Genomic DNA, 24,714 nt, shown 5'->3' on the forward strand with positions numbered 1-24,714 from the left:
CCGAAGGTCGTCGGTTCAAATCCGGCTCCCGCAACCAAACATCAAAAAAGGCTACTCGAAAGAGTGGCCTTTTTTGTGCGCGCTTGTTTTCCCTTGCAGAATGCGCCCAACACCTTGATTTCAGAATAATTAGCGCTTATTTCAGCGATCGGCTCATTAACGGTTGACACCCCGCCATTGGGCTGTAGAATGCCGCCCACAGACGCGGGATGGAGCAGTCTGGTAGCTCGTCGGGCTCATAACCCGAAGGTCGTCGGTTCAAATCCGGCTCCCGCAACCAAACATCAAAAAAGGCTACTCGAAAGAGTGGCCTTTTTTGTATCTGGCGAAAAAGTTCTTCTGAAACAATGACATGGCATCTTTCATGAAACCGTAGACGGTTTGCAGAGTCCATCTCATTGCACGCTATGCTCAATGCTCAAGCGCTACCCCTCTACGACCAATGGCCGCAGTCGCCGCGCCCGGTGATCCGCGTTAATATTTGTAATTATTTTGTCCATAGGGATTGGTAACTTGGCTGGATACCTCCATCCTGTCGCGCACAATCCACGAGGTGATTGATGCGCGCCAACTCGTCTGAACCACAAGACACCGTCACAGCAGAACAACCGATCACTCCCACCCGTTTGCGGTGGCTGGACCTGTTGAGCAAGTATCGCCAGCCCATCGGCCTGGCCGTGACGCTCCTGCTGTTTGCAATCGCCCTGATCGCCTGCCGGCACTTGCTGCTGGAGCTGGACCTCTACGCCCTGCACGATTCGATCCTGGAAGTGCCCAAGCCTGCCCTGTTGGGGGCCTTTGCGGCGGCGGTCGCCGGTTTTGTGATCCTGCTCGGCTATGAATTCTCCGGTGCGCGTTATGCCGGCGTGCAATTGCCCGCCAAGACCCTGGCCCTGGGTGGTTTCACCGCCTTTGCTATCGGCAACGCCATTGGCTTGTCGATGCTCTCGGGTGGTTCGGTGCGTTACCGTTTATATGCACGCCATGGCATCGGTGCCTCGGAAGTGGCGCACATGACCGTGTTCGCCAGCCTGGCCCTGGGCTGTGCGCTGCCGCCGCTGGCCGCGCTGGCCACGTTGAGCAACTTGCCAGCCGCCTCCACTTACCTGCATTTATCGCAAAGCCTGCTCGGCGGCATTGCCAGCGCCGTGCTGCTGTTGTCGGCCCTGCTGTGCATCGGCATCTATCGCCGCCGCCTGCCGGAACAGCCCTACCCCGACAACCTGCTGGTCAAGGCCGGGCGCCGCACCCTGCGCCTGCCTGGCCGACGCCTGACTTTCCTGCAACTGATCATCACCGCACTGGACGTCGCCGCAGCCGCTACCGTGCTGTATCTGCTGTTGCCCGAAGCGCCGCCCTTCGGCCCGTTCCTGTTGGTGTACCTGCTGGCCCTGGCCGCCGGTGTGCTCAGCCATGTGCCGGGCGGCGTGGGGGTATTCGAAGCGATCCTGCTGGCGGCCTTTGCCGACAAACTCGGTGCCGCGCCCCTGGCAGCTGCCTTGCTGCTGTACCGCATGATCTACGTGGTGCTGCCACTGTTGATCGCCTGTGTATTCCTGCTGGTCAACGAGGCCCAGCGTCTGTTCCAGACCCAGCAAAGCCTGCGGGTAGCGTCGGGGCTGGCAGCGCCAGTATTGGCCGTCCTGGTTTTTTTGTCCGGCGTGGTCCTGCTGTTTTCCGGCGCCACGCCAGAGATCGACTCACGCCTGGAAAACATCGGCTTCCTGATTCCCCATCGTCTGATTGACGCGTCGCACTTCGGTGCCAGCCTGATCGGTGTGTTGTGCCTGTTGCTCGCCCAGGGCCTGCGCCGGCGGTTGTCGGCCGCCTGGATGCTGACCATGGTGTTGCTGCTGGTTGGCGCCCTGCTCTCGCTGCTTAAAGGCTTCGACTGGGAAGAAGCCAGCCTGATGACCATGACCGCAGTGCTGCTGGCCATCTTCCGCCGCTCGTTCTACCGCGCCAGTCGCCTGACCGAGTTGCCGTTTTCGCCGCTGTACCTGGTGGCCAGTGTCTGTGTGCTCGGTGCCTCGATCTGGCTGCTGCTGTTTGCCTACCAGGACGTGCCCTACAGCCACCAACTCTGGTGGCAGTTCACCCTCGACGCCAACGCCCCGCGTGGTTTGCGTTCGCTGCTCGGCGCCGCCGTGTTGCTGGTGATCGTGTCGCTGACCTGGCTGCTGCGCACGGCACGCCCGGTCATCCACCTGCCGACCCCGGAAGAACTGGAGCGCGCCAGCAAGATCCTGATGGCCTCGTCCCAACCCGACGGCGGCCTGGCGCTCACCGGCGACAAGGCGCTGCTGTTTCACCCCAACGATGAAGCCTTCCTGATGTATGCCCGTCGCGGGCGTAGCCTGGTGGCTTTGTACGACCCGATCGGCCCGACCCAACCGCGCGCCGAGATGATCTGGCAGTTCCGCGACCTGTGCGACATCCACCACGCCCGTCCGGTGTTTTACCAGGTACGCGCCGAGAACCTGCCGTATTACATGGACATCGGCCTCACCGCGATCAAACTGGGTGAAGAAGCCCGCGTCGACCTGAAACGCTTTGACCTGGAAGCCAAGGGCAAAGAAATGAAGGATTTGCGCTACACCTGGAACCGTGGCACCCGGGACGGCCTGTCCCTGGAAATCTGCGAACCGGGCAAGGCGCCGATGGATGAATTAAAAGTCATCTCCGATGCCTGGCTTACAGGTAAGAATGTGCGGGAAAAGGGCTTCTCCCTGGGCCGTTTCAGCGATGACTACCTCAAGCACTTTCGTATCGCGATCATTCGCTTCGAAGGGCGCCCGGTGGCCTTCGCCAATTTGCTCGAAACCTACAATCATGATCTGGCCAGCCTCGACCTGATGCGTGCCCACCCGGACGCGCCCAAGTTGACCATGGAGTTCATGATGGTGGGCCTGATTCAACATTATAAGAGCCACGACTACGCGCGCTTCAGCCTCGGCATGGTGCCGTTGTCGGGCTTGCAACCGCGCCGTGGCGCACCGCTGACCCAACGCCTGGGCTCGATGGTGTTCCGCCGTGGCGAGCAACTGTATAACTTCCAAGGTTTGCGCCGCTTCAAAGACAAGTTCCAGCCCGACTGGGAACCCCGTTACATGGCCGTGCCCGCAGGACTGGATCCGCTGGTGGCATTGGCCGATACCGCCGCCCTGATCGCGGGCGGCTTGACTGGATTGGTGAAACGCTGATGATTCGACGCTCGTGGCGGTATGTATTGGCTTTAGTGGTGCTGCTTGCGCTGATCGCGGCGGGTGGCTTCTGGTACTGGAACCGCCCTGCCCCGCAACCGACCCTGGAGCACTTGCCCCAGGCCGACGGTTCGGTAATGACCCGCGTGACCCCGGCCAGCAACGCAAAAGCCCGCGTGGCCGTGGCGGTGATGGCCGAAGAAACCCTGACCGACAGCCAACTGATTGCCCTGAGCCAGGGCGGTTCAGCGCAACTGGTTCAGGTGTTGCTGCCAAAAGATGACTGCGCACTGCAGGAAAAAGCCCTGCAAGGCGCCCTGGCCCAGCTGAAAGGCCCGGCAACCCTGGTCAGCGGCATCGGCCCTGGCGCCGCACTCGCCTGGCGCTGGCTGGCCACCCAGAACGATGACAAGGCCAACGCCATCTCCGTGGGCTTCGCCCTGAAACAGGAAGGCTGCAACGACCCGCTGCCGAAAACCGCCGCCCATGGCAGCTGGCTGGTGGCGTGGAACGATAACCCCGACGATGAAAGCGCCAGTTTCGTACGCGACACACCGCGCGCCACCACCAGCATCAGCGACTACGACATTCATTACCCACAGGTGCTGAATAACGAACTGCGCAAGCAACTGGTCGGTTCGGACAACGGCGGCCTGGCGATTCCGGTAGTGGAAGTACCCGCCGGCCAAGCCAAGGACACCGTGACCCTGTTCCTCTCCGGTGACGGCGGCTGGCGCGACCTGGACCGCGACGTGGCGGGCGAGATGGCCAAGATCGGCTACCCGGTGGTGGGCATCGACACCCTGCGCTACTACTGGCAGCACAAGACGCCGGAGCAAAGCGCCAAGGACCTCACCGAGCTGATGCAACACTACCGGCAAAAGTGGGGCACCAAGCGCTTCGTGCTGACCGGTTACTCGTTCGGCGCCGACGTATTGCCGGCGATCTACAACCGTATGCCAGAAAACGAACAGCAACGGGTGGACGCGATCATCCTGCTGGCCTTCGCCCGCACCGGCAGCTTTGAAATCGAAGTGGAAGGCTGGCTGGGCAACGCCGGCAAAGAAGCCGCCACCGGCCCAGAAATGGCCAAGCTGCCGCCAGAGAAAGTCGTGTGCATCTACGGCGCCGAAGAAGTCGACGAGAGTGGCTGCACCGACAAGACCGCCGTGGGCGAAGCCATGAAGCTGCCGGGCGGGCATCACTTCGATGAGAACTACCCGGCGCTGGCCAAGCGCTTGGTGGATATTATCGTCAAGCATCAGGCCAAAGCCGAATAACCCCAGCTTAACCTAAGACCCAATGTGGGAACGGGCTTGCCCGCGATAGCGGTGGCTCAGTCACAGTAGCGTTGACTGACACTCCGTCATCGCGGGCAAGCCCGCTCCCACAGTGGTACGTGGTGTTGATGAAAACTAGCGCGGTTCGATGTGCGCAATCATCAGTTGCACGGTTTCATTGCCACGAAACTCATTCACATCCAGCTTGTAGGCCAATTCCACCCAACGCACCGTCGGGTTTGGCCACACTTCGCGGTCCACACCAAAGGCGATGCCATCGAGCTTCACCGACCCGCATTCGCTCTTGAGCACCACTTTCAAATGCCGCTCGCCCACCACCCGCTGCTCCACCAACTGGAATACCCCGTGAAACAACGGCTCGGGAAAGTGCTGCCCCCACGGGCCAGCATGGCGCAGGGCGCGGGCCAGTTCCAGGTGAAATTCCTCCACCGCCAGGGTGCCGTCTGAAAGCAGGCGGCCGGTGAGGTCTTCTTCGCGCAATTGCCGACGCACTTCGGCATCGAAGGCTTGCGCAAACAACGGGAAGTTGGCCTCGGGCAAGGTCAGCCCCGCCGCCATGGCGTGGCCGCCGTACTTGGTGATCAGGTTGGGGTGCTGGCTGGCGACGACCGCCAGCGCATCGCGGATATGAAAGCCTTGCACCGAGCGTCCAGAGCCCTTGAGCAGGCCATCACCGGCATCGGCGAAGGCGATGGTCGGGCGGAAATAACGCTCCTTCATACGTGACGCGAGGATCCCGATCACCCCTTGGTGCCACTCCGGGTCAAACAGGCACAGACCGTACGGCATCGACTCCACCGGCAGGTCCTTGAGCTGGGCCAGGGCCTCGCGCTGCATGCCTTGCTCGATGGACTTACGGTCCTGGTTCATGCCGTCCAGTTGCGCGGCCATTTCCCGTGCGGCGGCGAAGTCCGTGGTAAGCAGGCATTCGATGCCCAGGCTCATATCATCCAGGCGTCCGGCGGCATTCAGGCGCGGGCCGAGGATAAAACCCAGGTCGGTGGAGGTGATACGCGCATGATCACGCTTGGCCACTTCCAGGATCGCCTTGATCCCCGGCCGCGCCCGACCGGCCCGAATACGCTCCAGCCCCTGATGCACGAGGATGCGGTTGTTGGCGTCCAGCGGCACCACGTCAGCGACGCTGCCCAGGGCCACCAGATCAAGCAGTTCACCGATGTTCGGCTGGGGCTTGTTGTCATACCAACCCAGGCTGCGCAACCGTGCACGCAGGGCCATCAATACATAGAAGATCACGCCGACCCCGGCCAGGGCCTTGCTGGGAAACGTGCAGCCCGGCTGGTTAGGATTGACGATGGCGTCAGCGGCCGGCAGTTCATCGCCGGGCAAGTGGTGGTCGGTCACCAGCACCTGCAACCCCGCCGCTTTCGCCGCCGCCACGCCTTCGACGCTGGAGATACCGTTGTCCACGGTGATCAGCAACTGCGGCTCGCGCTGCAACGCCACCGCGACGATTTCCGGGGTCAGGCCGTAGCCGTATTCGAAGCGGTTGGGCACCAGGTAGTCGACATGGGCCGCGCCAAGCAAACGCAGGCCCAGGGTGCCTACGGTGCTCGCTGTGGCGCCATCGGCGTCGAAGTCACCGACGATCAGGATGCGCTGGCGCTGCTCCAGAGCCGTCACCAGCAAGTCCACCGCGGCGTCGATGCCCTTGAGCTGCTGATAGGGAATCAACCGCGCCAGGCTCTTGTCCAGCTCGGCCTCCGACTGCACCCCGCGTGCGGCGTAAAGGCGGGTCAACAGCGGCGGCAGTTCACCGAGAAAAGGCAGGACGGCGGGCAATGGGCGGGGATCGATACGCATGGGGTGACGGGAGCTTCTCTTCTAATACATCGGTTAAACACAGATAGTGAACGCAACAAGATCAAATGTGGGAGCTGGCTTGCCTGCGATGCATACGACTCGGTACATCAGACACACCGAGTGGATGCCCTCGCAGGCAAGCCAGCTCCCACCTTTTCAACCGCGCTCGCCGACCAGCCATTGCAGTTGCACTTCATGCTGGCCACGGTCATCGGTCACAAAGATCGTGCCTTCGCTGATCATCACGTCCCACTTGATCACCCGCGGCATGTCCTTGGCCAGGGTCTCCAAGACTTCCTGGGGCACGGCAGCGATATGCACGTTTTTCAGGTTGTTGGCCACCGGCACTACCTTGCCTTCCCACACGCGCAGGCTGCCATAGGCCAGCAGGCTGGTGCGTTCGGTGCGGCGCGAGCACCAGGTCAGGCGGTCGGCATCCGGCTGGCCGACTTCGATCCAGTGCAAAACACGATCATCCAGGCTTTTTTCCCACAGGGCAGGTTCGTCTACATCCGACAGGCCACGCCCGAACGCCAATTGCTCGTTGTACCAGAGGGCGTAGGCCAGCAGGCGCACGGTCATGCGCTCTTCGGTTTCCGAAGGGTGGCGGGCGATGGTCTGTTTGACGCTCTCGTACACCGAGCGGTCGAGGTCGGTGAGGTTGAGTTCGAATTTGTAGGTCGTGGACGGCTGGGCCATGAACGGGCTTCTAAAGACAAGGAAAGGCGGCCAGTCTAACCGATGGCGAGGGCATTGAACGAATACTGCGCTGCATCCGCGCGGCTCGCCTATGTTAAAAAGCAGGACATCATCGTCCCGCGCTCGTAAGGATCCCCATGTCGCTTAATGCCAAACCACTTGCCGGCCTGAAAGTCATCGAACTGGGCACCCTGATCGCCGGCCCGTTTGCCTCACGCATTTGCGCTGAATTCGGCGCCGAGGTGATCAAGGTCGAATCCCCGGACGGCGGCGACCCGCTGCGCAAATGGCGCAAGCTGTATGAAGGTACTTCGCTGTGGTGGTTCGTGCAGGCGCGCAACAAGCAGTCGCTGACGCTCAACCTCAAGCACCCTGAGGGGCTGGCGATCCTCAAGCAACTGTTGGCCGACGCCGACATCCTGATCGAAAACTTCCGCCCAGGCGTGCTGGAGAAACTCGGCCTGAGCTGGGAAACCCTGCACGCCCTCAACCCCAAGTTGGTGATGGTGCGCCTCTCGGGCTTCGGCCAGACGGGCCCGATGAAGGACCAGCCGGGGTTTGGCGCGGTGGGCGAGTCCATGGGCGGCTTGCGCTATATCACCGGCTTCGAGGACCGCCCGCCCGTGCGCACCGGTATCTCCATCGGCGACTCGATTGCCGCGTTGTGGGCAGTGATCGGCGCGCTGATGGCGCTGCGTCACCGCGAAGTCAACGGCGGCCTGGGCCAAGTGGTGGATGTGGCGCTGTATGAGGCCATCTTCGCCATGATGGAAAGCATGATCCCCGAGTTCGATGTGTTCGGGTTTATCCGTGAGCGCACCGGCAACATCATGCCCGGCATCACCCCGTCCTCGATCCACACCACCGCAGACGGCAAGCATGTGCAGATCGGCGCCAATGGCGATGCAATCTTCAAGCGCTTCATGCGGGTGATCGGCCGTGACGATTTGGCGAACGACCCTGCACTGGTCAGCAACGACGGGCGTGATAGTCGCCGCGACGAGCTGTACGGCGTGATTGATCGCTGGGTCAATTCGCTGTCGCTCGACCAGGTGATTGAGCATCTGAATAAAGCCGAGGTGCCCGCCAGCCGCATCTACAGCGCCGAAGACATGCTGGGCGACCCGCAATTCCTGGCCCGGGAAATGTTCCTCAAGGCGCAGTTGCCGGGCGGCAAGGATTTCAAGATGCCCGGCATCGTGCCCAAGCTCTCGGACACACCGGGCAGTTGCGAATGGGTCGGCCCGCAATTGGGTGAACACAACAGCCAGGTGCTCAATGCCCTGGGCTACGACGCGGCGGCTATCACTCGCCTGCGCGAGGATGGCGCGATCTGACAAATCCCAGGCAAAAAGAAACCCCGAGCAGTGGGGAGACAACTCGGGGTTAAACGTGGTCTACAAAAAGACCCGCACAGCAAGCGACAAACACCGGAGCACAATGCCTGCTCTTGCTGTTACAAACTCTGACTGACCACCTTGTAGGAAGGTTCCGAAGAAAAATAATGTTTCATGCCAGTGCGCCGCCACGGGTTTGGGAGGCGTTGCGCAAGGCAGCGATGACTGAAGGTTCCAGGCGCCCTTCGGCGATTTTCAGGTCGCGGAGCAGGCAATCCACCACATCCACCAGCGCGCGCTTGTCGCTCAATTGCGCACGATCGACTTCACGTTCAACCACGATGGCGCCACCGGGGTTCTTCACGGTTACCAGGCAGTCGTCGCGCATACCGGCAGAGGTCAGCGTAACCTGATAAGGGCTCAGTGCTTGGCTGAGCAATAGGTTGATACTTTCCATCTCGATCACCACTCAATCATTCGAAAAAGGTTCGAAAAACAAAAATGTCACGAAGAGGCTGACATTCAAGTGACCCGTGCTCAAAGCAGAAAGTTCTACCTTTTGTGTAATCCACTGCTTGAGGAAAACGAGCATGCACGGAAAAGATGACAGAGAAAAAACAACGGCGCACAGGCTAGAATCCCTGGATTGTCCCGGGAGCCTGCCTTGAGAGCTGCGTCTGAACCGCCCTTGCGTATCGTGATTGCCGACGATCACCCGATTTTCCTGATTGGCCTGCGCGCCGTGCTCGAACGTGACCCGCACATCAGCATCGTCGGGGAGGCCAATTCCCCCCAGGCCCTCAGTGCGTTGTTGCAACACTGTGCCTGCGATGTGGTGGTGACCGACTTCATGATGCCCGTCGAGCCCCAGGCCGACGGGCTGCGCTTGATCGAGCAACTGCGCCGGCACTATCCGCACCTGCCCATTGTGGTGGTGACCATGCTCAACAATGCCGGGTTGTTTCATTCCATCCTGGCGTTGGGCGTGATGGGCCTGCTGAGCAAGGCCAGCCTGGCCGATGAGCTGCCCCAGGCGATCCGCCAGGTGCGCCAGCAACGTACCTATGTGGCCCAGACCATCCGCCAGGCGCTGAGCCTGGCCGGGGAAGTCGGCGCTGATCGCCTGCACTCCCAGGAGCACCTGTCACCCCGGGAACTGGAGGTGATTCGCCTGTTGGCCAGTGGCATGACGGTGGGCGAGATCGCCGCGCACCTGAATCGCAGCAAGCAGACCGTCAGCGCGCAAAAAGTCAGCGCCATGCGCAAGCTGGGGCTGGCCAACGATGCCGCCCTGTTTATTTACGTGCAGGAACACGGGCTGGCCTAGCCTGGAACGCGATCCATTGCTTGAGCGCCGCGGCGTCCATCGGCCGGGCGATAAAGCAGCCTTGCAGCCACGCCGCGCCCAGTTCGCCCACAGCGTGATAGTCGGCGGCGGATTCCACGCCGGTGACCACCACGGCAACGTCCAGGCGCGCTGCCATGCTCATGGCGCCCGCCACCACAGCGGCCTTGCGGTCATCATTGGCCATCCCGCAGGCAAACGCCGGGGGAATTTTCAGCTCGGTAAAAGGCAGTTCCAGCAAATGCTGCAGGCTGGTGCCGCCCATGCCGAAGTCGCCGATGGACAACTGGCAACCCAACATGCGCAAGCGCAGCAAGCCGGTGACATGGGCGCTGTCGGTTTTCAAGGTCGAGGTTTCCACCAGCTCCAGGGTCAGGCTATGGGCGGGCACACCGTGCAGCTGCAGCAGACCTTGCAGCACCTGGGGAAAGTGCTCGCGCTCCAGCATGCGCCCGGGGATGTTCACGGCCACTGGCAGCACCTGGCCGCTTTCGCCCATCACCTGGTTTGCCAGGCCAAGCGCCTGCTCCAGCACATGCCAGGTAAATGCCTCTTCCATGCCGGCAAACTCCAGCACCGGCAGGAATTCGTCAGGCAGCAACAGCTCACCGTCCGGCAACTGCCAACGCGCCAGCGCCTCCACCCCTTGCAACACACCGGCCTGACTGACGATGGGCTGGTACCAGACCCGGCCACAGGCAGCGATAGTCGCCTGGCTGACATCCGCCGAGGGCGGCAGTTGTTCCCGCTCGCTCAAGCCCAACAGTTGGCGCACGCGCTCCCAGGACAGCACCGGTGGCCCCGGGCGAAAATGAACCTGGCAATCGCTCAGTAGTTGCCCGATCAACTTGGCCGAAGCCGGCTTGGGCAAACACGCCAAGACCTTGAGTCCCAATTGGCAGGCCATGTTCGCCACACCTTCCAGCACGTCGGGCTCGGCGTTGCTGAGCAGGATCAATACTTGGGCCAGGCGGCGTTCCGCCAACTCGCGGATCAATTCCAGGCCATCGCCCTGCTCCAGGTACAAATCGCAGATGGCGATATCCACCGGGCCTTTGCTGTCCAGAGACTGGCGGGCGGTTTCGACCGTTTCCGCGGCCCGTACATTGAACACGCCGTTGGCATTGAGCATCTGGTGCAGAGCCATCAGTTGAAACGGGTTGTCTTCGAGGATCAGGACGTTCAGGGATCGCATGGGTAAAGATGTCGGTACAGGGAAAGTGCTGCACAGTAGCCACATGCTGTGGTGTACCCCATAGGACGTGTCCTAAAAGCTTGCTTAAATGTGGGAGGGGCAAGTCTTGTCGGTCAAGCGCAGATCTCCTGTGGGGCTTGCCTGCGAAGGCGGTGTGTCAGTCACTACATCTGTTACTGCACTACCGCTATCGCAGCATAGGTATCTACACAACTTCGGCGCGACGCTGGACCTGTGGCGAGGGAGCTTGCTCCCGTGACAGCCTGGCAGCCGACCCTGATCTAGCTGACGCACCGCGATCCAAATGTGGGAGCTGGCTCGCCTGCGATAGCGGCATGCCAGTCAACACAGCTGGATTGTGTACATATCCATTATTTAGGTAACGGCCACCTAGGGTTCCGCCCTGACGGCGGCTCACTTTCGAAAAGCGCGAAAGTAAGCAAAGCGCTCTTGCCCCAACCACTCGGCACCTCGCTTAGGCTCGGTGTGCCCGTAATCCGCCAGTGATTTGGGGGGCCGCCGCCACGCGCCATCCATGGCGCGGGGCGGCTAAACCGGCATCCCTGCCGGTTTACCCCCCAAATCCCTGTCGAATTCCGGCCAGCGTGGTTTAACGGGGCGCTTGAGATCAAAAGCAGATCAAGAGCAAGATCAAGAGCGGCTCGCTTCGCATCGTGGTTACCGTTGGCTGCTACAACCTACAAAATTGTGTAGATACCTATGGCTATCGCAGGCAAGCCAGCTCCCACATTTGCTCTTCGTTGCCTTGAGCTTCGCGTTCGCTTAGCTGATCGGCATTAAGGTGTTACGCATCCAGATAGGGTTGCAGGTCGCGACGAAACGCCTTGAGCACCTCGGACAAGCGCAGCCAGGGCTCTTCAAGCTCGGCGCCGCGCTGTTCACGGGCGCACTGCTCAAGGGCGACACAGGCCTTGGCCAGTGGCAGTGCGTCCACCAGCGAGCAAATGCCCTTGAGCCGATGCAGCGATGCATTCAAGCGTGTCACGTCGCGCTCGGCCAGGGCTCCCGCCAATATCTCGTGTTCGTGGTCCAGGCTCTTGGCCAGTTCCTGCAACATGCTTTGCAGCACCGGGCCATCGGCCTGGGTCATGGTGCGCAGGGCCTGGATATCGAACGAACGCTGGGGCGCCACGCGGGCCAGCACTTGGGTCCAGTGTTCCAGGGTCACCGGCTTGACCAGCAGTTCATCCATACCGGCGTCCTCGCAGCGGCGTTGTTCATCTTTCATGGCGTTCGCGGTGCAACCCACCAGCGCGCTACGAGGCCGTTGTTCCTCGGCTTCGAGGCGCCGAATCGCGGCACTCAAGGCATAGCCGGACATGCCGGGCATCTGGCAATCGGTGACCAACACGTCAAAACGCTGCTCACGCCAGCATTTCAACGCGGCCTCGGCCGACTCCAGAGCGACCACTTGATGACCGAGGAACTGCAACTGCTGCGCCAGCACCAGGCGGTTGGCCGCCAAATCATCCACCACCAGTATCGACAGGCTGCGCCCCGTCGGTGACAACGTCGCGGTGGGCGTTGCCGGCACATCATCAGTGCTGACCCGGTCCAGGCGCAGGTCAATGCACACCACCGTCCCCTCGCCCACCACGCTGTCGAGGTGAATGCTGCCGCCCATCAATTCCACCAGTTGCTTGCAGATACTCAGGCCCAGCCCGGTGCCGCCGTGTTGCGCAGCGGTCAGGGCGCTCACTTGGGTAAACGGTTTGAACACCCGCGGTTGTTGCTCGGCGCTGATGCCCGGGCCGCTGTCCTTGACGCACAGGTGCAGGTATTCGCTATCGGTCTCATCCCGTTGGCAGGTCACGCTGAGGTGAACCCCGCCCCGCTCGGTAAATTTGAGCGCATTGCCCAACAGGTTGTGCATCACCTGGCGTAACCGCAGCGGGTCGAACCAGTAATAACCCTGAGCAGCCGGATCAAACGCCAGGGTCAGATGCAGGCCCTTCTTTTGCGCCGTGGCTTCGAACAGGCTCTGGATACCCTCGAAAAAGCGCTTCAACTCAGTGGTCTGTGGCGCCAGTTGCAGGTGGCCGGCTTCGATCTTGGCCAAGTCCAGGCTGTCGCCCATCAGCGCAATCAGCTCGCGCGCCGAACGATGGGCCACCTGCAGCGCCTCGGAAACCGACTGGCCGCTTGCCAGACAACGCTCTTGCTCCAGTTCGAGCAAGCCAATGATGGCAGTCATGGGTGTGCGAATCTCGTGGCTCAAGGCCGAGAGAAATGCACTTTTGGCGTAATTCGCTTCGTCGGCGGCCTGGCGAGCGTCCATCAACTGGCGCTCCAGGTCTTTGCGTTCGTTGATATCGATCCAACCGCCCAACAATCCCTGCAGACGGCCCTGGGCATCAAAAAAAGGCACGGTCCACTGGTAGACGTGATAACTGCCGCCGTTGAGTTCCAATTGCCGGTCGACAAACAACGGCTGCTGCGTGGCCAATTGCTCCATGTGGCCTTCGTGCAGCCGCGCCGCTGTAGCGTCGGGCACGACCTTGCTCTCCATCAGCGTCAGGCCCTGGATCAGCTCCAGCCGGGTCGCCAATTGCTGTTCATAACTTTTATTGCAGGTCACCAGGCGCCCGTCCAGGTCGCGGACGAACAGCGGGTTGGGCATGCCGTCGAGCAGTGCGCGCTTGAACGCCAACTGGTCGTTGAGCCGTTGCTCGGCCTCCAGCCGTTGGCGAATCTGGCGCTTGAGCCGGCTGTTCCACACCAGCGACACCAACACAAACAGCAGCGCCGTGGCCACCGTCCAATAGGCCCATGGCGGTACGCGTTGCCAGGCCGGCAGCGGAATCGCCACGGCACCGATCCAACGCAAGCGCAAGGCACTCAACTCAGCCACCGGCAGCGCCTCCAGGGCCTTGTTCAGAATGCTCAGCAGCTCAGGCTGGTCCTTGCGCACCGACAGGCAGTTGGACGACCACTTGCCATCGACACTGCGTCCGATACGCAGGCCATCTTCCGGGTAACTCTGCACTTCCACTTCAGTTTGAATGGTAGCGGCCGCCTCGCCCCGTCGTACCAGCTCACGGGCCTGGTTGTAATTGTCCACCAGGCGCAACGTGATGTTCGGATGCGCATGGCGAATATCATTTTCCAATACATGACGTGCCGGCAGCGCCAGCACCTTGCCGTCCAACTGCTTCAAGCCGGTGAGCGGCGCGGCATCGGCACGCTCGACAAACACCCAGCCGGACCCACCATACCCATGGCTGAAGTTGAGCACTGTGCTGCGCTCGCGGTTAACGGCCAGGGTCGTGTTCATCTGCGCCCTGCCTGTTTCCAGCCATTCCAGGGTTTGCGCGGTGGAGTGCACCTCTTCAAAGATAAATTGCAAACCGGTCATGCGCGTGATGCGATGCAACAAATCCACATTCAAGCCAACCCAGTGGCCATCCTTATCCTTGAATATGTACGGAGACATCTGCTGGGCCACCACCACGACATGGGGATGCTCGCGCACCCAGGCCTGTTCCGACGCCGACAACGCAATGCGCTCACCACTGATACCGACGCCGAGCCCGGTGGTCCAGCGCGCGAGGATTTCACGCTGCACCGACTCGTCGAGGCTTGCCAGCGCGCGATTCATCATGGCCCCCAACAACGGATCTGCCTGGCGGGTGGCGAAGGCAAAACCGATGGGCGCCAGCCGGCTCTGCTCCTTGATCTGCAACCCCAGGTAAGGCCGCAGCGATTTATAGGCGCGCACAATCACTTCGTTGCCGATAAACGCATCGACGTCACCTTGCTTCAAGGCTTCGAGGCCGCTGTAGAGGTTGGGGGCGAGCATGATGTGGCTGTCGGGATACGCCGCGTGAACCTTCTGCACGTTGGCGTAGCCGTCGAGCAACACCAGCTTCTTGCCAGCCAGATCGTCGCCTTGGGTATCGTCGCGACGCAGCACCACCACCGAGCGGTCGGGCATGTAGTCCGGGGTGAATTGCAGGCCAGGTACGTCACGCTCGTAACCATTGGCACTGGTGAGTATGTCGATGGTGCCGTTGCGCAGCGCTTCGACCGCCTGGGCGCGCTCGGAAAAGCCCAGCACTTGCATGGGCACACCCAGCCGCGCGCCAACCAGGCTCAAATAATCGGCGCTGATGCCCTGGTAGCGATTGCGGTCGCGGGTGATATCGATCGGCTGGTAGTCATCTATCGAGATACCCACTTTGAGTGTCCGATGCGCCGCCAACCACTGCTGCTCCGTTGGCGCCAGCGGCATAGGTTCAAGCGGGATAAACGCCGGCACCAGTTTGAACGGCAGGCTGACGGCGGCCAGGCTCATGGGCACCTGGATGAGCCACAACAGGCACACCAGCTTCAACGTCCATTGGATCAACACCTGCACCGGTTGGGTTTCCTTGATTGGGCGACTGGGCAAGTATGGCTCGCCAGAATGAAAAAGCCCGTCACGAGGACGGGCTTGGCCGACTGCAAAAAGCTGAATGTATACCTGTAGCAGCCTGATATCCGCCTCATGGTCAGCGGGTGAGTTAGCTGAATGTGGGAGCCGGGCTTACCCGCGATGCAGACGCTTCGGTATTCAGTCGTACCGAGGCGCCTGCATCGCAGGCAAGCCAGCTCCCACACAAACCCGCTACCCCATTCTTGATTAGAGCGGTTTGCCCCGATTGCCATGCTGGCTGACAAACGCCTGCACTGTCTTCAGGTCATTGGCCAATACGGTGCAGCGCTCTTCGCGCTCGAACAGGTCGGTCAAATGCTCTGGCAACTCCAGCGCCTTGCCAATGCCGGCCTTCTCCACCGCTTCCGGGAACTTGACCGGGTGCGCGGTACCGAGGATCACCATTGGAATATCCAGGCTGCGGCGGCATTCGCGGGCGGCTTTCACGCCGATAGCCGTGTGCGGGTCGAGCACTTCGCCGGTTTCGGCATAGACCTGCGCGATGGTTTCGCAGGTCTGCGCATCGTCCACGGCCAGGGAATCGAACAGCTTGCGGGTTTCGGTCCAGCGCTCTTGCTCGACGCTGAAACCGCCACCTTGCTTGAAGCTGTTCATCAACTCGGCCAGGGCTGCGCCGTTGCGACCGTGCATGTCGAACAGCAAGCGTTCGAAGTTCGACGACACCATGATGTCCATGGACGGCGACAGCGTGGCGTGCAGGGTTTCCTTCACATACTGGTTGCCGCTCATGAAGCGATGCAGGATGTCGTTGCGGTTGGTGGCGACGATCAACTGGTTGATCGGCAGGCCCATGTTGCGCGCCAGGTAACCGGCAAAAATGTCGCCGAAGTTGCCGGTAGGCACCGAGAACGACACCGAACGCGCCGGGCCGCCCAACTGCAGCGAAGCGTGGAAGTAGTAGACGATCTGGGCCATGATCCGCGCCCAGTTGATCGAGTTCACCGCCACCAGGCGTGTGCCCTTGAGGAAGCTCTGGTCAGCGAAGCTGTTCTTGACCATTTCCTGGCAGTCATCGAAGTTGCCTTCGATGGCGATGTTGTGGATGTTCTCACCGAAGATGGTGGTCATCTGGCGACGTTGCACCTCCGACACGCGCTTGTGCGGGTGCAGGATGAAGATGTCGACGTTTTCGCAGTGCTTGCACCCTTCGATGGCCGCCGAGCCGGTATCACCGGAGGTGGCGCCGATGATCACCACGCGCTCGCCGCGTTTTTCCAGCACGTAGTCGAGCAGGCGACCGAGCAGTTGCAGGGCGAAGTCCTTGAACGCCAGGGTCGGGCCGTGGAACAGCTCCAGTACCCACTCATTGCCGTTCAGTTGGCGCAGGGGCGCGATGGCGTTGTGGGAAAACACGCCATAGGTTTCTTCCAGAATCTTCTTGAAATCCGCATCCGGAATGCTGCCGGTCACGAACGGGCGCATCACTCGGAAAGCCAGCTCGTGATACGGCAGGCCGGCCCAGGAGGCGATTTCTTCCTGGGTGAAGCGTGGCAGGTTTTCCGGCACATACAGGCCGCCGTCGGTGGCAAGGCCTGCCAGCAGAACGTCTTCGAAATTCAGGGCCGGTGCCTGGCCGCGGGTGCTGATGTAACGCATGACTGGCTCCTCTAAAACATTCTCGAACAGGGGCCGCCGAATGGACGGGGCCCCTGGAACAAATCGGTTAGTTCAAGTGCTCGACGCGAATCCGCACCACCGGGCCGACCACGCCTTGCAGGGCTTCGAGGGCATGGATGGCATCGTTGATGTGCTGTTCGAGCACGCGGTGGGTCAGCAGGATCATCGGCACCTGGCCGTTTTGCTCCTCGACTTCCTTCTGCATGATCGACTCGATGTTGATACCGCGCTCCGACAGGATGCTGGCTACCTGGGCCAACACGCCTGGATGGTCCTGGGCCTGGATGCGCAGGTAGTAGGCACTTTCGCAGGCTTCGATCGGCAGGATCGGGTGGGCCGACAGCGAGTCCGGCTGGAAGGCCAGGTGCGGCACGCGGTTTTCCGGGTCGCTGGTCATGGCGCGAACCACGTCCACCAGGTCGGCGATCACCGACGATGCGGTCGGCTCCATGCCGGCACCGGCGCCGTAGAACAGGGTGGAACCGGCGGCGTCGCCGTTGACCATCACCGCGTTCATCACACCATTGACGTTGGCGATCAGGCGGTCGGCCGGGATCAGCGTCGGGTGAACCCGCAACTCGATGCCCGCCGGGGTGCTGCGCGCCACGCCCAGGTGCTTGATACGGTAGCCCAGGGCTTCGGCGTAGTTGACGTCGGCGGTGGTCAGCTTGGTGATGCCTTCGGTGTAGGCCTTGTCGAACTGCAGCGGGATACCAAAGGCGATGGAGGCCAGGATGGTCAGCTTGTGGGCGGCGTCGATACCTTCCACGTCGAACGTCGGGTCGGCTTCGGCGTAACCCAGGGCCTGGGCTTCGGCCAGCACGTCTTCGAAGGTACGGCCCTTCTCGCGCATTTCGGTGAGGATGAAGTTACCGGTGCCGTTGATGATGCCGGCCACCCAGTTGATGCGGTTGGCGGACAGGCCTTCACGGATCGCCTTGATCACCGGGATACCACCGGCCACCGCGGCTTCAAACGCCACGATCACGCCCTTCTCGCGAGCCTTGGCGAAGATCTCGTTGCCGTGCACGGCGATCAGCGCCTTGTTGGCGGTGACCACGTGCTTGCCGTTCTCGATGGCCTTGAGCACCAGCTCGCGGGCCACGGTGTAGCCGCCTACCAGCTCGATAACGATATCGATCTCAGGGTTGGTGGCCACGGCGAACACATCGTTGGTAATCGCAATACCGGTCGTTTCGAACTGAGGCTTTGGCGAACGCGTGGCAATCTGCGCCACTTCAATCCCGCGACCTGCGCGGCGGGAAATTTCTTCAGCGTTACGCTGAAGTACGTTGAAGGTACCGCCACCGACGGTCCCTAACCCACAGATGCCTACTTTGACCGGTTTCACTGAAGAACTCCCCATGAAACGGCCGACGCTAGGTCGGCCGTGAAAACAGCCGCACAACTGCGGCTCTCAATTAATGACTCGCCGACGGTTCGGCGGGCCATGATCGTCAAAGGCTCAACGATAAATGCTTACTTGGCACCCAGTGCCAGTTTGGCAACTTGCGGCGCCGGCTGGTAGCCCGGAATCACCTGGCCGTCGGCCAAAACGATGGCCGGTGTACCGTTCACACCAATGGACTGGCCCAGGGCGAACTGCTTGGAAACCGGGTTGGCGCATTTGGCCGATTTGATTTCCTTGCCGTCGACCATCTTGTCCATGGCCGCTTTCTTGTCGGCCGAGCACCACACCGCCTGCAACTGCTCGTCACCCGGCGAACCCAGGCCCTGGCGCGGGAAGGCGACGTAGCGCACTTCCACGCCCAGCTTGTTCAGTGCCGGGATTTCAGCGTGCAGCTTGTGGCAGTACGGGCAGGTGGTGTCGGTGAACACGGTGATATGGGTCTTGGTTTCGCCAATGGCGGGGTAAACCACGGTTTCAGCCACCGGGATGCCGTTGATCAGCTTCGACACGCCCAGGCGCTCGGCCTTCTCGGTCAGGTTGACCGGCTTGCCATCCTTGAGCTGGAACAGGTAGCCCTGGACGATGTACTGGCCATCGGCGCTGGCGTACAGCACACGGCTGCCCTTGAGCTTGACTTCATACAGGCCGGCCATGGGGCTGGCGCTGATGCTTTCGATAGGCGTGTCGAGCGCCAGGTTGGCCAGGCTCTTGCGAATGGTTTGCTCGGCCGCATCATCGGCGACCGCAAAGGTGGAAACCAACGCAATGGCTGCGGCGGCAATAATCTGGGTCAAGCGCATGGGAACTCCTGAAGGCAGAGGCAGGGACGGGAGCAGAATACTGATCTGGAACACAACGGGTGCCGTCCCCTTTGCGAACCGGCAAAGCCTACCACAGTTGGGTGGGAGGGCAGACCGCGACAGCTAAAATGGGCCATTTCTGACGGTTTTATCCGCGCGGGTGGTGCTTGGCGTGCATGTCCTGCAAACGTGCGCGTGCCACATGGGTGTAGATCTGGGTTGTGGATAAGTCGCTGTGCCCAAGCAGCATTTGCACTACGCGCAAATCCGCACCGTGGTTGAGCAAGTGGGTGGCGAACGCATGGCGCAAGGTGTGGGGCGACAGCGCCTTGCCGATCCCGGCCACTTTGGCCTGGTGCTTGATGCGGTGCCAGAAGGTCTGGCGGGTCATCTGCTCGCCGCGCTGGCTGGGAAACAGCACGTCGCTGGGGCGCCCACCCAGCAGTTCGTGGCGCGCATCGCGCATGTAGCGCTCGACCCACACAATCGCCTCCTCGCCCATCGGCACCAGCCGCTCCTTGCTGCCCTTGCCCATCACGCGCAACACGCCCTGGCGCAGGTTGACCTGCTCCAGGGTCAGGCTGATCAGTTCGGTGACGCGCAGGCCGCAGGCATACAGCACCTCCAGCATGGCACGGTCGCGCTGGCCGATGGCTTCGCTCAGGTCCGGGGCCGCGAGCAAGGCATCGACGTCGGCTTCCGACAGGGATTTGGGCAACGGCCTGCCGAGTTGCGGCATGTCGATTTGCAGGGTCGGGTCGACGGCAATGAGTTTTTCCCGCAGCAGGTAGCGATAGAAGCCACGCACGCCGGAGAGGAATCGCGCAGTGGAGCGCGGTTTGTAGTTCTGCTCCAGGCGCCAGGCCAGGTGATCGAGGATCAACTCGCGCCCGGCATTGATCAGTTCGAGGTTTTTCTCCTGCAGCAGCCAGCCGTTGAACAGCGCCAGGTCGCTGCGGTACGCCTGGCGTGTGTTGTCCGACAGGCCTTTTTCCAACCAGAGGGCGTCGAGGAAGCGGTCGATCAGGGGATGGTCAATGGCAGGCATGGGCACTCAAGCGACTTAGCACAAGGCAATACGCGTATTATTTAAGGAACTGTGACAAGAGCCATTAGTCTTTCATAGCCCGCTATTTCAAGGAACAGGAAGCTTTAATGAACGAACAACAGATTTTGTTGGCTTTTGGCGGCATTGGCGTGGCCGCACTCGGCTGCCAGTGGCTGGCCTGGCGCCTGAAACTGCCGGCGATTCTGTTTCTTCTGCTGAGCGGGATTCTGGCAGGGCCGATACTCGGATGGCTCGACCCGCAAGAAATGTTCGGCCCTCTGTTGATGCCGTTGGTGTCGTTGGCAGTGGCGCTAATCCTGTTTGAGGGCAGCCTGACCCTGCACCTGTCGGAATGGAAGGAAATCGGCAGCGTCGTCCACCGGCTGGTCACCGTCGGCGCCCTCTCGACCTGGGCGGTGATCACCCTGGCCACCCACTGGCTGCTGGGTTTTGACTGGATGCTGGCGCTGCTGTTCGGCACCCTGACATTGGTCACCGGCCCGACGGTGATCGTGCCCATGTTGCGTGTGGTGCGCCCCAAAGCCTCCATCGCCAACATCCTGCGCTGGGAAGGCATCGTCATCGACCCGATTGGCGCACTGCTGGCGGTAGTGGTGTATAGCTTCATCATCGCCAGTGCATCGGGCGACGGTTTGAGCCACAGCCTGCTGACCTTCGGCGGCGTTATCCTTTGCGGCAGCCTGTTCGGCATCGCCGGTGGCTGGGTACTGGGGCAGATCATGCGCCGCCAGTGGTTGCCGGAATACCTGCATAACCTGGCGACACTGGCAGGCGTGCTGGGCATCTTCATTGCCTCCAACCAGGTGATGCATGAGTCCGGCCTGCTGGCGGTCACGCTGATGGGCATGTGGATGGCGAACATGAAAGGCGTGGATGTACGACACATCCTGCACTTCAAGGAAAACCTCAGTGTGTTACTGATTTCCGGGCTGTTTATCCTGCTGGCGGCACGCCTGGACCTGAACGCCATGATCGCCCTGGGCCCGTTCGTGTTGATCCTGCTGTTGATCATCCAATTCATTGCACGCCCGTTGAACGTGGCGCTTTCGACCTTTGGCTCGGGGTTGAACTGGCGCGAGCGCGCGCTGCTGGCCTGGATCGCCCCACGGGGCATTGTGGCGGCGGCGGTGTCAGCGATCTTTGCGATCCGCCTGGATGAGGCTGGCCACGAAGGCGCGTTGTTGCTGGTGCCGCTGACCTTCGCGGTGATCATCGGCACCGTGGTGCTGCAAAGCGCCACGGCACGCCCCTTGGCCCGCCTGCTCAAAGTCGCTGAGCCGGCGCCTAGCGGCTTCCTGATCGTGGGTGCGAACAGCCCGGCGCGAGCACTCGGCAAGGCGTTGCAGCAATTGGGCAGCCGCGTGTTACTGACGGATTCCAGCTGGGAAAACATCCGCGCCAGTCGTATGGAAGGCTTGCCTACGTACTTCGGCAACCCGGCCTCCCAGCATGCCGAATCCCATCTGGACCTGGTCGGCCTGGGGCATCTGCTCGCCCTCTCGCCTTCTGGCGAACTGAATGCCTTGGCCACCATGCGTTTTCGCCATGACTTCGGCCATCGCCTGTTCGCCCTGGCCAGCAGCCAGGAAAACCGTCGCACCGACAAGCACAAGGCCAGCCATGAACACCGTGGCCATTTGCTGGGCAGCCAACCTTTGAGCTACACCAAACTGGCCAGCCTGTTGGGCCAGGGCGCCGAACTGTATAGCACCAACCTCACCGACGGCTTTGGCTGGGAGCAGTACCAGGCGTTGCACGGCGAGCGGGCTACCTTGCTGTTTGCCCGGGACACCAGCGGCTGGGTGCATGTGGTCTCGCCCGAGAGCAATTTGAAGCCTGTAGCGGGCTGGACCTTGCTGGCGGTCATTCAACCGCAGGCCAGCACCACCGAGTAATCAGTCAACAAAGCCAGGCAGTACCGGGACAGGGCGTTTATCTGCGTCAATCGCGACGAAGCTGAACACGCCCTGGATCGCCTTTTCACGGCCATCAGCGCTCATGCTCTCGACGAACACTTCAACCTCGACCTTGAGGCTGGTGTTGCCGACCTTGATCACCCGACCGATCAGCTCAACGATAGAGCCGGCCGGGATCGCGTGGTTGAAGTCGATACGGTCGGTGGAGACTGTCACCAAAGGTAAGCGACAGAAACGCGTGGCGGTGATGAACGACACTTCGTCCATCCATGCCAGGGCAGTGCCGCCGAACAGGGTGTTGTGATGGTTGGTGGTGGGCGGGAACACGGCCTTGGTCACGTGGGTGACGGACAGGTCGGTGCGGCGCTGGATTTCTTCGAGACGGGTGGTCATGGTCAATACCGGCATATAGGCAAATTTCAGGCACAAAAAAGCAGCCCGTAGGCTGCTTTTTTCTGCATCGGGAAGCTGGACTTAAGCCAGTTTTTCCTTGATGCGAGCTGCTTTACCGGACAGGTCACGCAGGTAGTACAGCTTGGCTTTACGTACGTCACCGCGACGCTTGACGGCCATGCTGTCGATTTGCGGGCTGTAGGTCTGGAAAGTACGCTCTACGCCAACACCGTTGGAGATTTTACGAACAGTGAAAGCACTGTTCACACCACGGTTACGCTTGGCGATTACCACGCCTTCGAACGCTTGCAGACGCGAACGGTCGCCTTCCTTCACTTTCACCTGAACGACAATGGTGTCGCCCGGGGCAAAGGTAGGGATCTCTTTGGTCATCTGCTCTGCTTCGAGTGCAAGGATGATTTTGTTAGTCATGCTGTGCTCCTAAGGTAAGTCAATGGACCTACCATCGATACGTTGTTAACTATCGTCCCGCGCGAGGATGTATTCCTCGAGCAGCTTCTTCTCTTCTCCAGAAAGCGAGCGGCTTTCCAGAAGATCGGCGCGTCGTTCATAGGTCCGACCAAGGGACTGCTGTAAACGCCAACGCCGGATGTGTGCGTGATTGCCACTTAGCAATACGTCGGGAACACGCTGATCCACATACACCTCCGGACGGGTGTAGTGCGGGCAATCCAGCAAACCATCCGTGAAGGAATCTTCCTCCGCGGAGTCCGCATGCCCTAAAGCTCCGGGCAGCAGTCGTGTAACCGCATCTATCAGGACCATCGCCGGCAGCTCGCCGCCAGACAGGACATAGTCCCCAATCGACCACTCTTCATCGACATGAGCTTCAATAAAACGCTCGTCAATGCCTTCATAGCGACCGGCAATCAGGATCAAACTTTCCTCATTCGCCAGTTCGCGTACCGCCGCCTGTTTCAGCTGACGGCCTTGAGGGGACAGGTAAATTACCTTCGCCTTCTCCCCGGCGGCTGCCTTGGCCTGAACCAACGCATCTTCCAGGGGCTTGATCTTCATCACCATGCCCGGGCCACCGCCAAATGGGCGATCGTCCACAGTGTGATGTCGATCCGTCGTGTAGTCTCGCGGGTTCCAACAGGTGAGCTGCAACAGCCCCTGTTTCACCGCCCGACTGGTGATGCCGTACTCGCTGATGGCGGAAAACATCTCGGGAAACAAACTGATCACTTCAATGCGCAAATTAGCCACGCTTAGAAGTCCGCGTCCCATTCCACCTTCATCTCGCCCGCTGCCAGGTCGACGGCCAACACGCATTGCTCGGTATAGGGCAACAGGCGCTCACGGTCATCCAGGCTGCCAGCGCAAGGCTTGACCACCATTACATCATTGGCGCCGGTTTCCAGAAGATGATCGATTTTCCCCAGCAATTGCCCGAGTTGATCAATAACCTTCAGACCTTCCAGCTGGTACCAATAGTACTCGCCGTCGGTCAATTCAGGGAACAGATTGCGCGGCACGCAGATCTCATAACCGGCCAGAAGACGAGCTTCTTCACGGTCATCAAGACCCTTGAGCTTTGCGACCAGGAACTTGTCGCTCCCGCGTCCACTGACCAGCTCGACCTGTTTCACACTCCCTTCGCGCTTGAGCGTCCAGGTTTTGTACTGCAACAGGTTTTCAGTCGGATCAGTAAAGGAATACACCTTCACTTCGCCGCGAACGCCATGAACAGAGTAAATCTTGCCGATAACGATCAAATCATCAGCAACAGCTGGCGTCGCGTTCATATTGCTCAGGCTGCGGCCTTAGCCGAGTCCTTCAACAGTTTTGCAACGCGCTCGGATGGCTGTGCGCCAACGCTCAGCCAGTAGGCTACGCGCTCTTGGTTCACGGACAGACGAACTTCTTGACCACGAGCAACAGGGTTGAAGAAACCAACCTGTTCCTTGTGCGAACCGTCACGCGGGTTGCGGCTGTCGGTTACGGTCAAGTGGTAAAACGGGCGCTTTTTGGAGCCGCCAAGGGCAAGACGGATTGTTAGCATGTGAACATCGTTCCTGTAGTCGGTGCTGCAAATCTAAATGCACAGCGGGCATAGGTGCCCGAAAGGCCGCATATTCTAAGGAATATCCGGACTTTTGCAAATGTCTTTTTCTGGCGCCTATC

19 protein-coding genes and 1 tRNA gene are annotated in these 24,714 nt (G+C 60.8%); 6 read left to right on the top strand and 14 right to left on the bottom strand.

The window, feature by feature from the left end:
• Nucleotides 1-203: 203 nt before the first annotated feature.
• From AC07S6_RS11985 to AC07S6_RS11995, 3 genes are all read left to right on the top strand, one after another.
• Nucleotides 204-280 (top strand) — tRNA-Met (locus AC07S6_RS11985).
• Between the two features lie 280 nt (nt 281-560).
• Nucleotides 561-3,203, top strand: coding sequence for a bifunctional lysylphosphatidylglycerol flippase/synthetase MprF (gene mprF / locus AC07S6_RS11990; protein WP_495112368.1), 2,643 nt, complete (start codon nt 561-563; stop codon nt 3,201-3,203).
• The gene (locus tag AC07S6_RS11995; RefSeq protein WP_495112369.1) at nt 3,203-4,483 is read left to right on the top strand and encodes a virulence factor family protein; all 1,281 of its coding nucleotides are present in this window, start codon (nt 3,203-3,205) and stop codon (nt 4,481-4,483) included. Before mprF ends, AC07S6_RS11995 begins: the two co-directional genes overlap by 1 nt.
• A gap of 135 nt (nt 4,484-4,618) precedes the next feature.
• On the opposite strand, the gene recJ is transcribed toward AC07S6_RS11995, so the two are convergent.
• Both recJ and AC07S6_RS12005 read right to left on the bottom strand, forming a co-directional pair.
• Nucleotides 4,619-6,328 carry a single-stranded-DNA-specific exonuclease RecJ gene (gene recJ, locus AC07S6_RS12000; protein ID WP_054918329.1) on the bottom strand — a complete coding sequence of 570 codons (1,710 nt, stop codon included), beginning with the start codon at nt 6,326-6,328 and terminating at the stop codon, nt 4,619-4,621.
• 156 nt (nt 6,329-6,484) lie between these two features.
• Complete coding sequence (locus AC07S6_RS12005; RefSeq protein ID WP_003193952.1) at nt 6,485-7,027, bottom strand: YaeQ family protein; 543 nt, start codon at nt 7,025-7,027, stop codon at nt 6,485-6,487.
• A 137-nt stretch (nt 7,028-7,164) separates the two neighbouring features.
• Here AC07S6_RS12005 and AC07S6_RS12010 point away from each other — a divergent pair, with 137 nt between their 5' ends.
• A complete protein-coding gene (locus AC07S6_RS12010) occupies nt 7,165-8,364 on the top strand; it encodes a CaiB/BaiF CoA transferase family protein (RefSeq protein WP_495112370.1) in 1,200 nt (399 codons plus the stop codon).
• A 172-nt stretch (nt 8,365-8,536) separates the two neighbouring features.
• Here the strand turns inward: AC07S6_RS12010 and AC07S6_RS12015 are convergent, their stop codons facing one another.
• Nucleotides 8,537-8,821: a DUF3509 domain-containing protein gene (locus AC07S6_RS12015; protein WP_020301357.1), complete on the bottom strand. Its 285-nt coding sequence runs from the start codon at nt 8,819-8,821 to the stop codon at nt 8,537-8,539.
• Between the two features lie 207 nt (nt 8,822-9,028).
• On the opposite strand from AC07S6_RS12015, the gene AC07S6_RS12020 reads away from it, so the two are divergent.
• Nucleotides 9,029-9,691 carry a response regulator gene (locus tag AC07S6_RS12020; RefSeq protein WP_495112371.1) on the top strand — a complete coding sequence of 221 codons (663 nt, stop codon included), beginning with the start codon at nt 9,029-9,031 and terminating at the stop codon, nt 9,689-9,691.
• Here the strand turns inward: AC07S6_RS12020 and AC07S6_RS12025 are convergent.
• The 6 genes from AC07S6_RS12025 to xerD all read right to left on the bottom strand — a co-directional run bounded on the left by AC07S6_RS12025 (nt 9,660) and on the right by xerD (nt 20,236).
• Entirely contained in the window at nt 9,660-10,904 is a 1,245-nt protein-coding gene (locus AC07S6_RS12025) for an EAL domain-containing response regulator (RefSeq protein WP_096144556.1), read from the bottom strand. The two genes, AC07S6_RS12020 and AC07S6_RS12025, sit on opposite strands and share 32 nt — an antisense overlap.
• Nucleotides 10,905-11,709: 805 nt before the next feature.
• Nucleotides 11,710-15,282 (bottom strand): transporter substrate-binding domain-containing protein, encoded by a 3,573-nt coding sequence (locus AC07S6_RS12030; protein ID WP_495112443.1) that lies wholly within the window; start codon nt 15,280-15,282, stop codon nt 11,710-11,712.
• A gap of 264 nt (nt 15,283-15,546) precedes the next feature.
• Nucleotides 15,547-16,956, bottom strand: coding sequence for a threonine synthase (gene thrC, locus AC07S6_RS12035; protein ID WP_060763576.1), 1,410 nt, complete (start codon nt 16,954-16,956; stop codon nt 15,547-15,549).
• A gap of 67 nt (nt 16,957-17,023) precedes the next feature.
• Complete coding sequence (locus tag AC07S6_RS12040; RefSeq protein WP_003193959.1) at nt 17,024-18,328, bottom strand: homoserine dehydrogenase; 1,305 nt, start codon at nt 18,326-18,328, stop codon at nt 17,024-17,026.
• Nucleotides 18,329-18,456: 128 nt separating this feature from the next.
• The gene (locus AC07S6_RS12045) at nt 18,457-19,188 is read right to left on the bottom strand and encodes a thioredoxin fold domain-containing protein (protein ID WP_005791088.1); all 732 of its coding nucleotides are present in this window, start codon (nt 19,186-19,188) and stop codon (nt 18,457-18,459) included.
• Nucleotides 19,189-19,336: 148 nt separating this feature from the next.
• The gene (gene xerD, locus AC07S6_RS12050; protein ID WP_495112372.1) at nt 19,337-20,236 is read right to left on the bottom strand and encodes a site-specific tyrosine recombinase XerD; all 900 of its coding nucleotides are present in this window, start codon (nt 20,234-20,236) and stop codon (nt 19,337-19,339) included.
• 107 nt (nt 20,237-20,343) lie between these two features.
• Between xerD and AC07S6_RS12055 the strand changes: the two genes are divergently transcribed.
• Nucleotides 20,344-22,152 (top strand): cation:proton antiporter, encoded by a 1,809-nt coding sequence (locus AC07S6_RS12055; RefSeq protein ID WP_054918316.1) that lies wholly within the window; start codon nt 20,344-20,346, stop codon nt 22,150-22,152.
• Here the strand turns inward: AC07S6_RS12055 and AC07S6_RS12060 are convergent, their stop codons facing one another.
• From AC07S6_RS12060 to rpsP, 5 genes are all read right to left on the bottom strand, one after another.
• Nucleotides 22,153-22,566: an acyl-CoA thioesterase gene (locus AC07S6_RS12060; protein WP_003193963.1), complete on the bottom strand. Its 414-nt coding sequence runs from the start codon at nt 22,564-22,566 to the stop codon at nt 22,153-22,155.
• A gap of 81 nt (nt 22,567-22,647) precedes the next feature.
• Nucleotides 22,648-22,998 (bottom strand): 50S ribosomal protein L19, encoded by a 351-nt coding sequence (rplS, locus tag AC07S6_RS12065; protein ID WP_003175895.1) that lies wholly within the window; start codon nt 22,996-22,998, stop codon nt 22,648-22,650.
• A gap of 45 nt (nt 22,999-23,043) precedes the next feature.
• On the bottom strand, nt 23,044-23,817 hold the full coding sequence (gene trmD / locus AC07S6_RS12070; protein ID WP_153475158.1) for a tRNA (guanosine(37)-N1)-methyltransferase TrmD: 774 nt from the start codon (nt 23,815-23,817) through the stop codon (nt 23,044-23,046).
• Nucleotides 23,799-24,335, bottom strand: a complete 537-nt coding sequence (rimM, locus tag AC07S6_RS12075) for a ribosome maturation factor RimM (RefSeq protein WP_003175898.1) — start codon at nt 24,333-24,335, stop codon at nt 23,799-23,801. The genes trmD and rimM overlap by 19 nt, the downstream gene beginning before the upstream one ends.
• A 5-nt stretch (nt 24,336-24,340) precedes the next feature.
• On the bottom strand, nt 24,341-24,592 hold the full coding sequence (gene rpsP, locus AC07S6_RS12080; RefSeq protein ID WP_003175899.1) for a 30S ribosomal protein S16: 252 nt from the start codon (nt 24,590-24,592) through the stop codon (nt 24,341-24,343).
• Nucleotides 24,593-24,714 lie beyond the last annotated feature (122 nt).

Source organism: Pseudomonas sp. GW821-FHT07B01 (assembly GCF_059419065.1).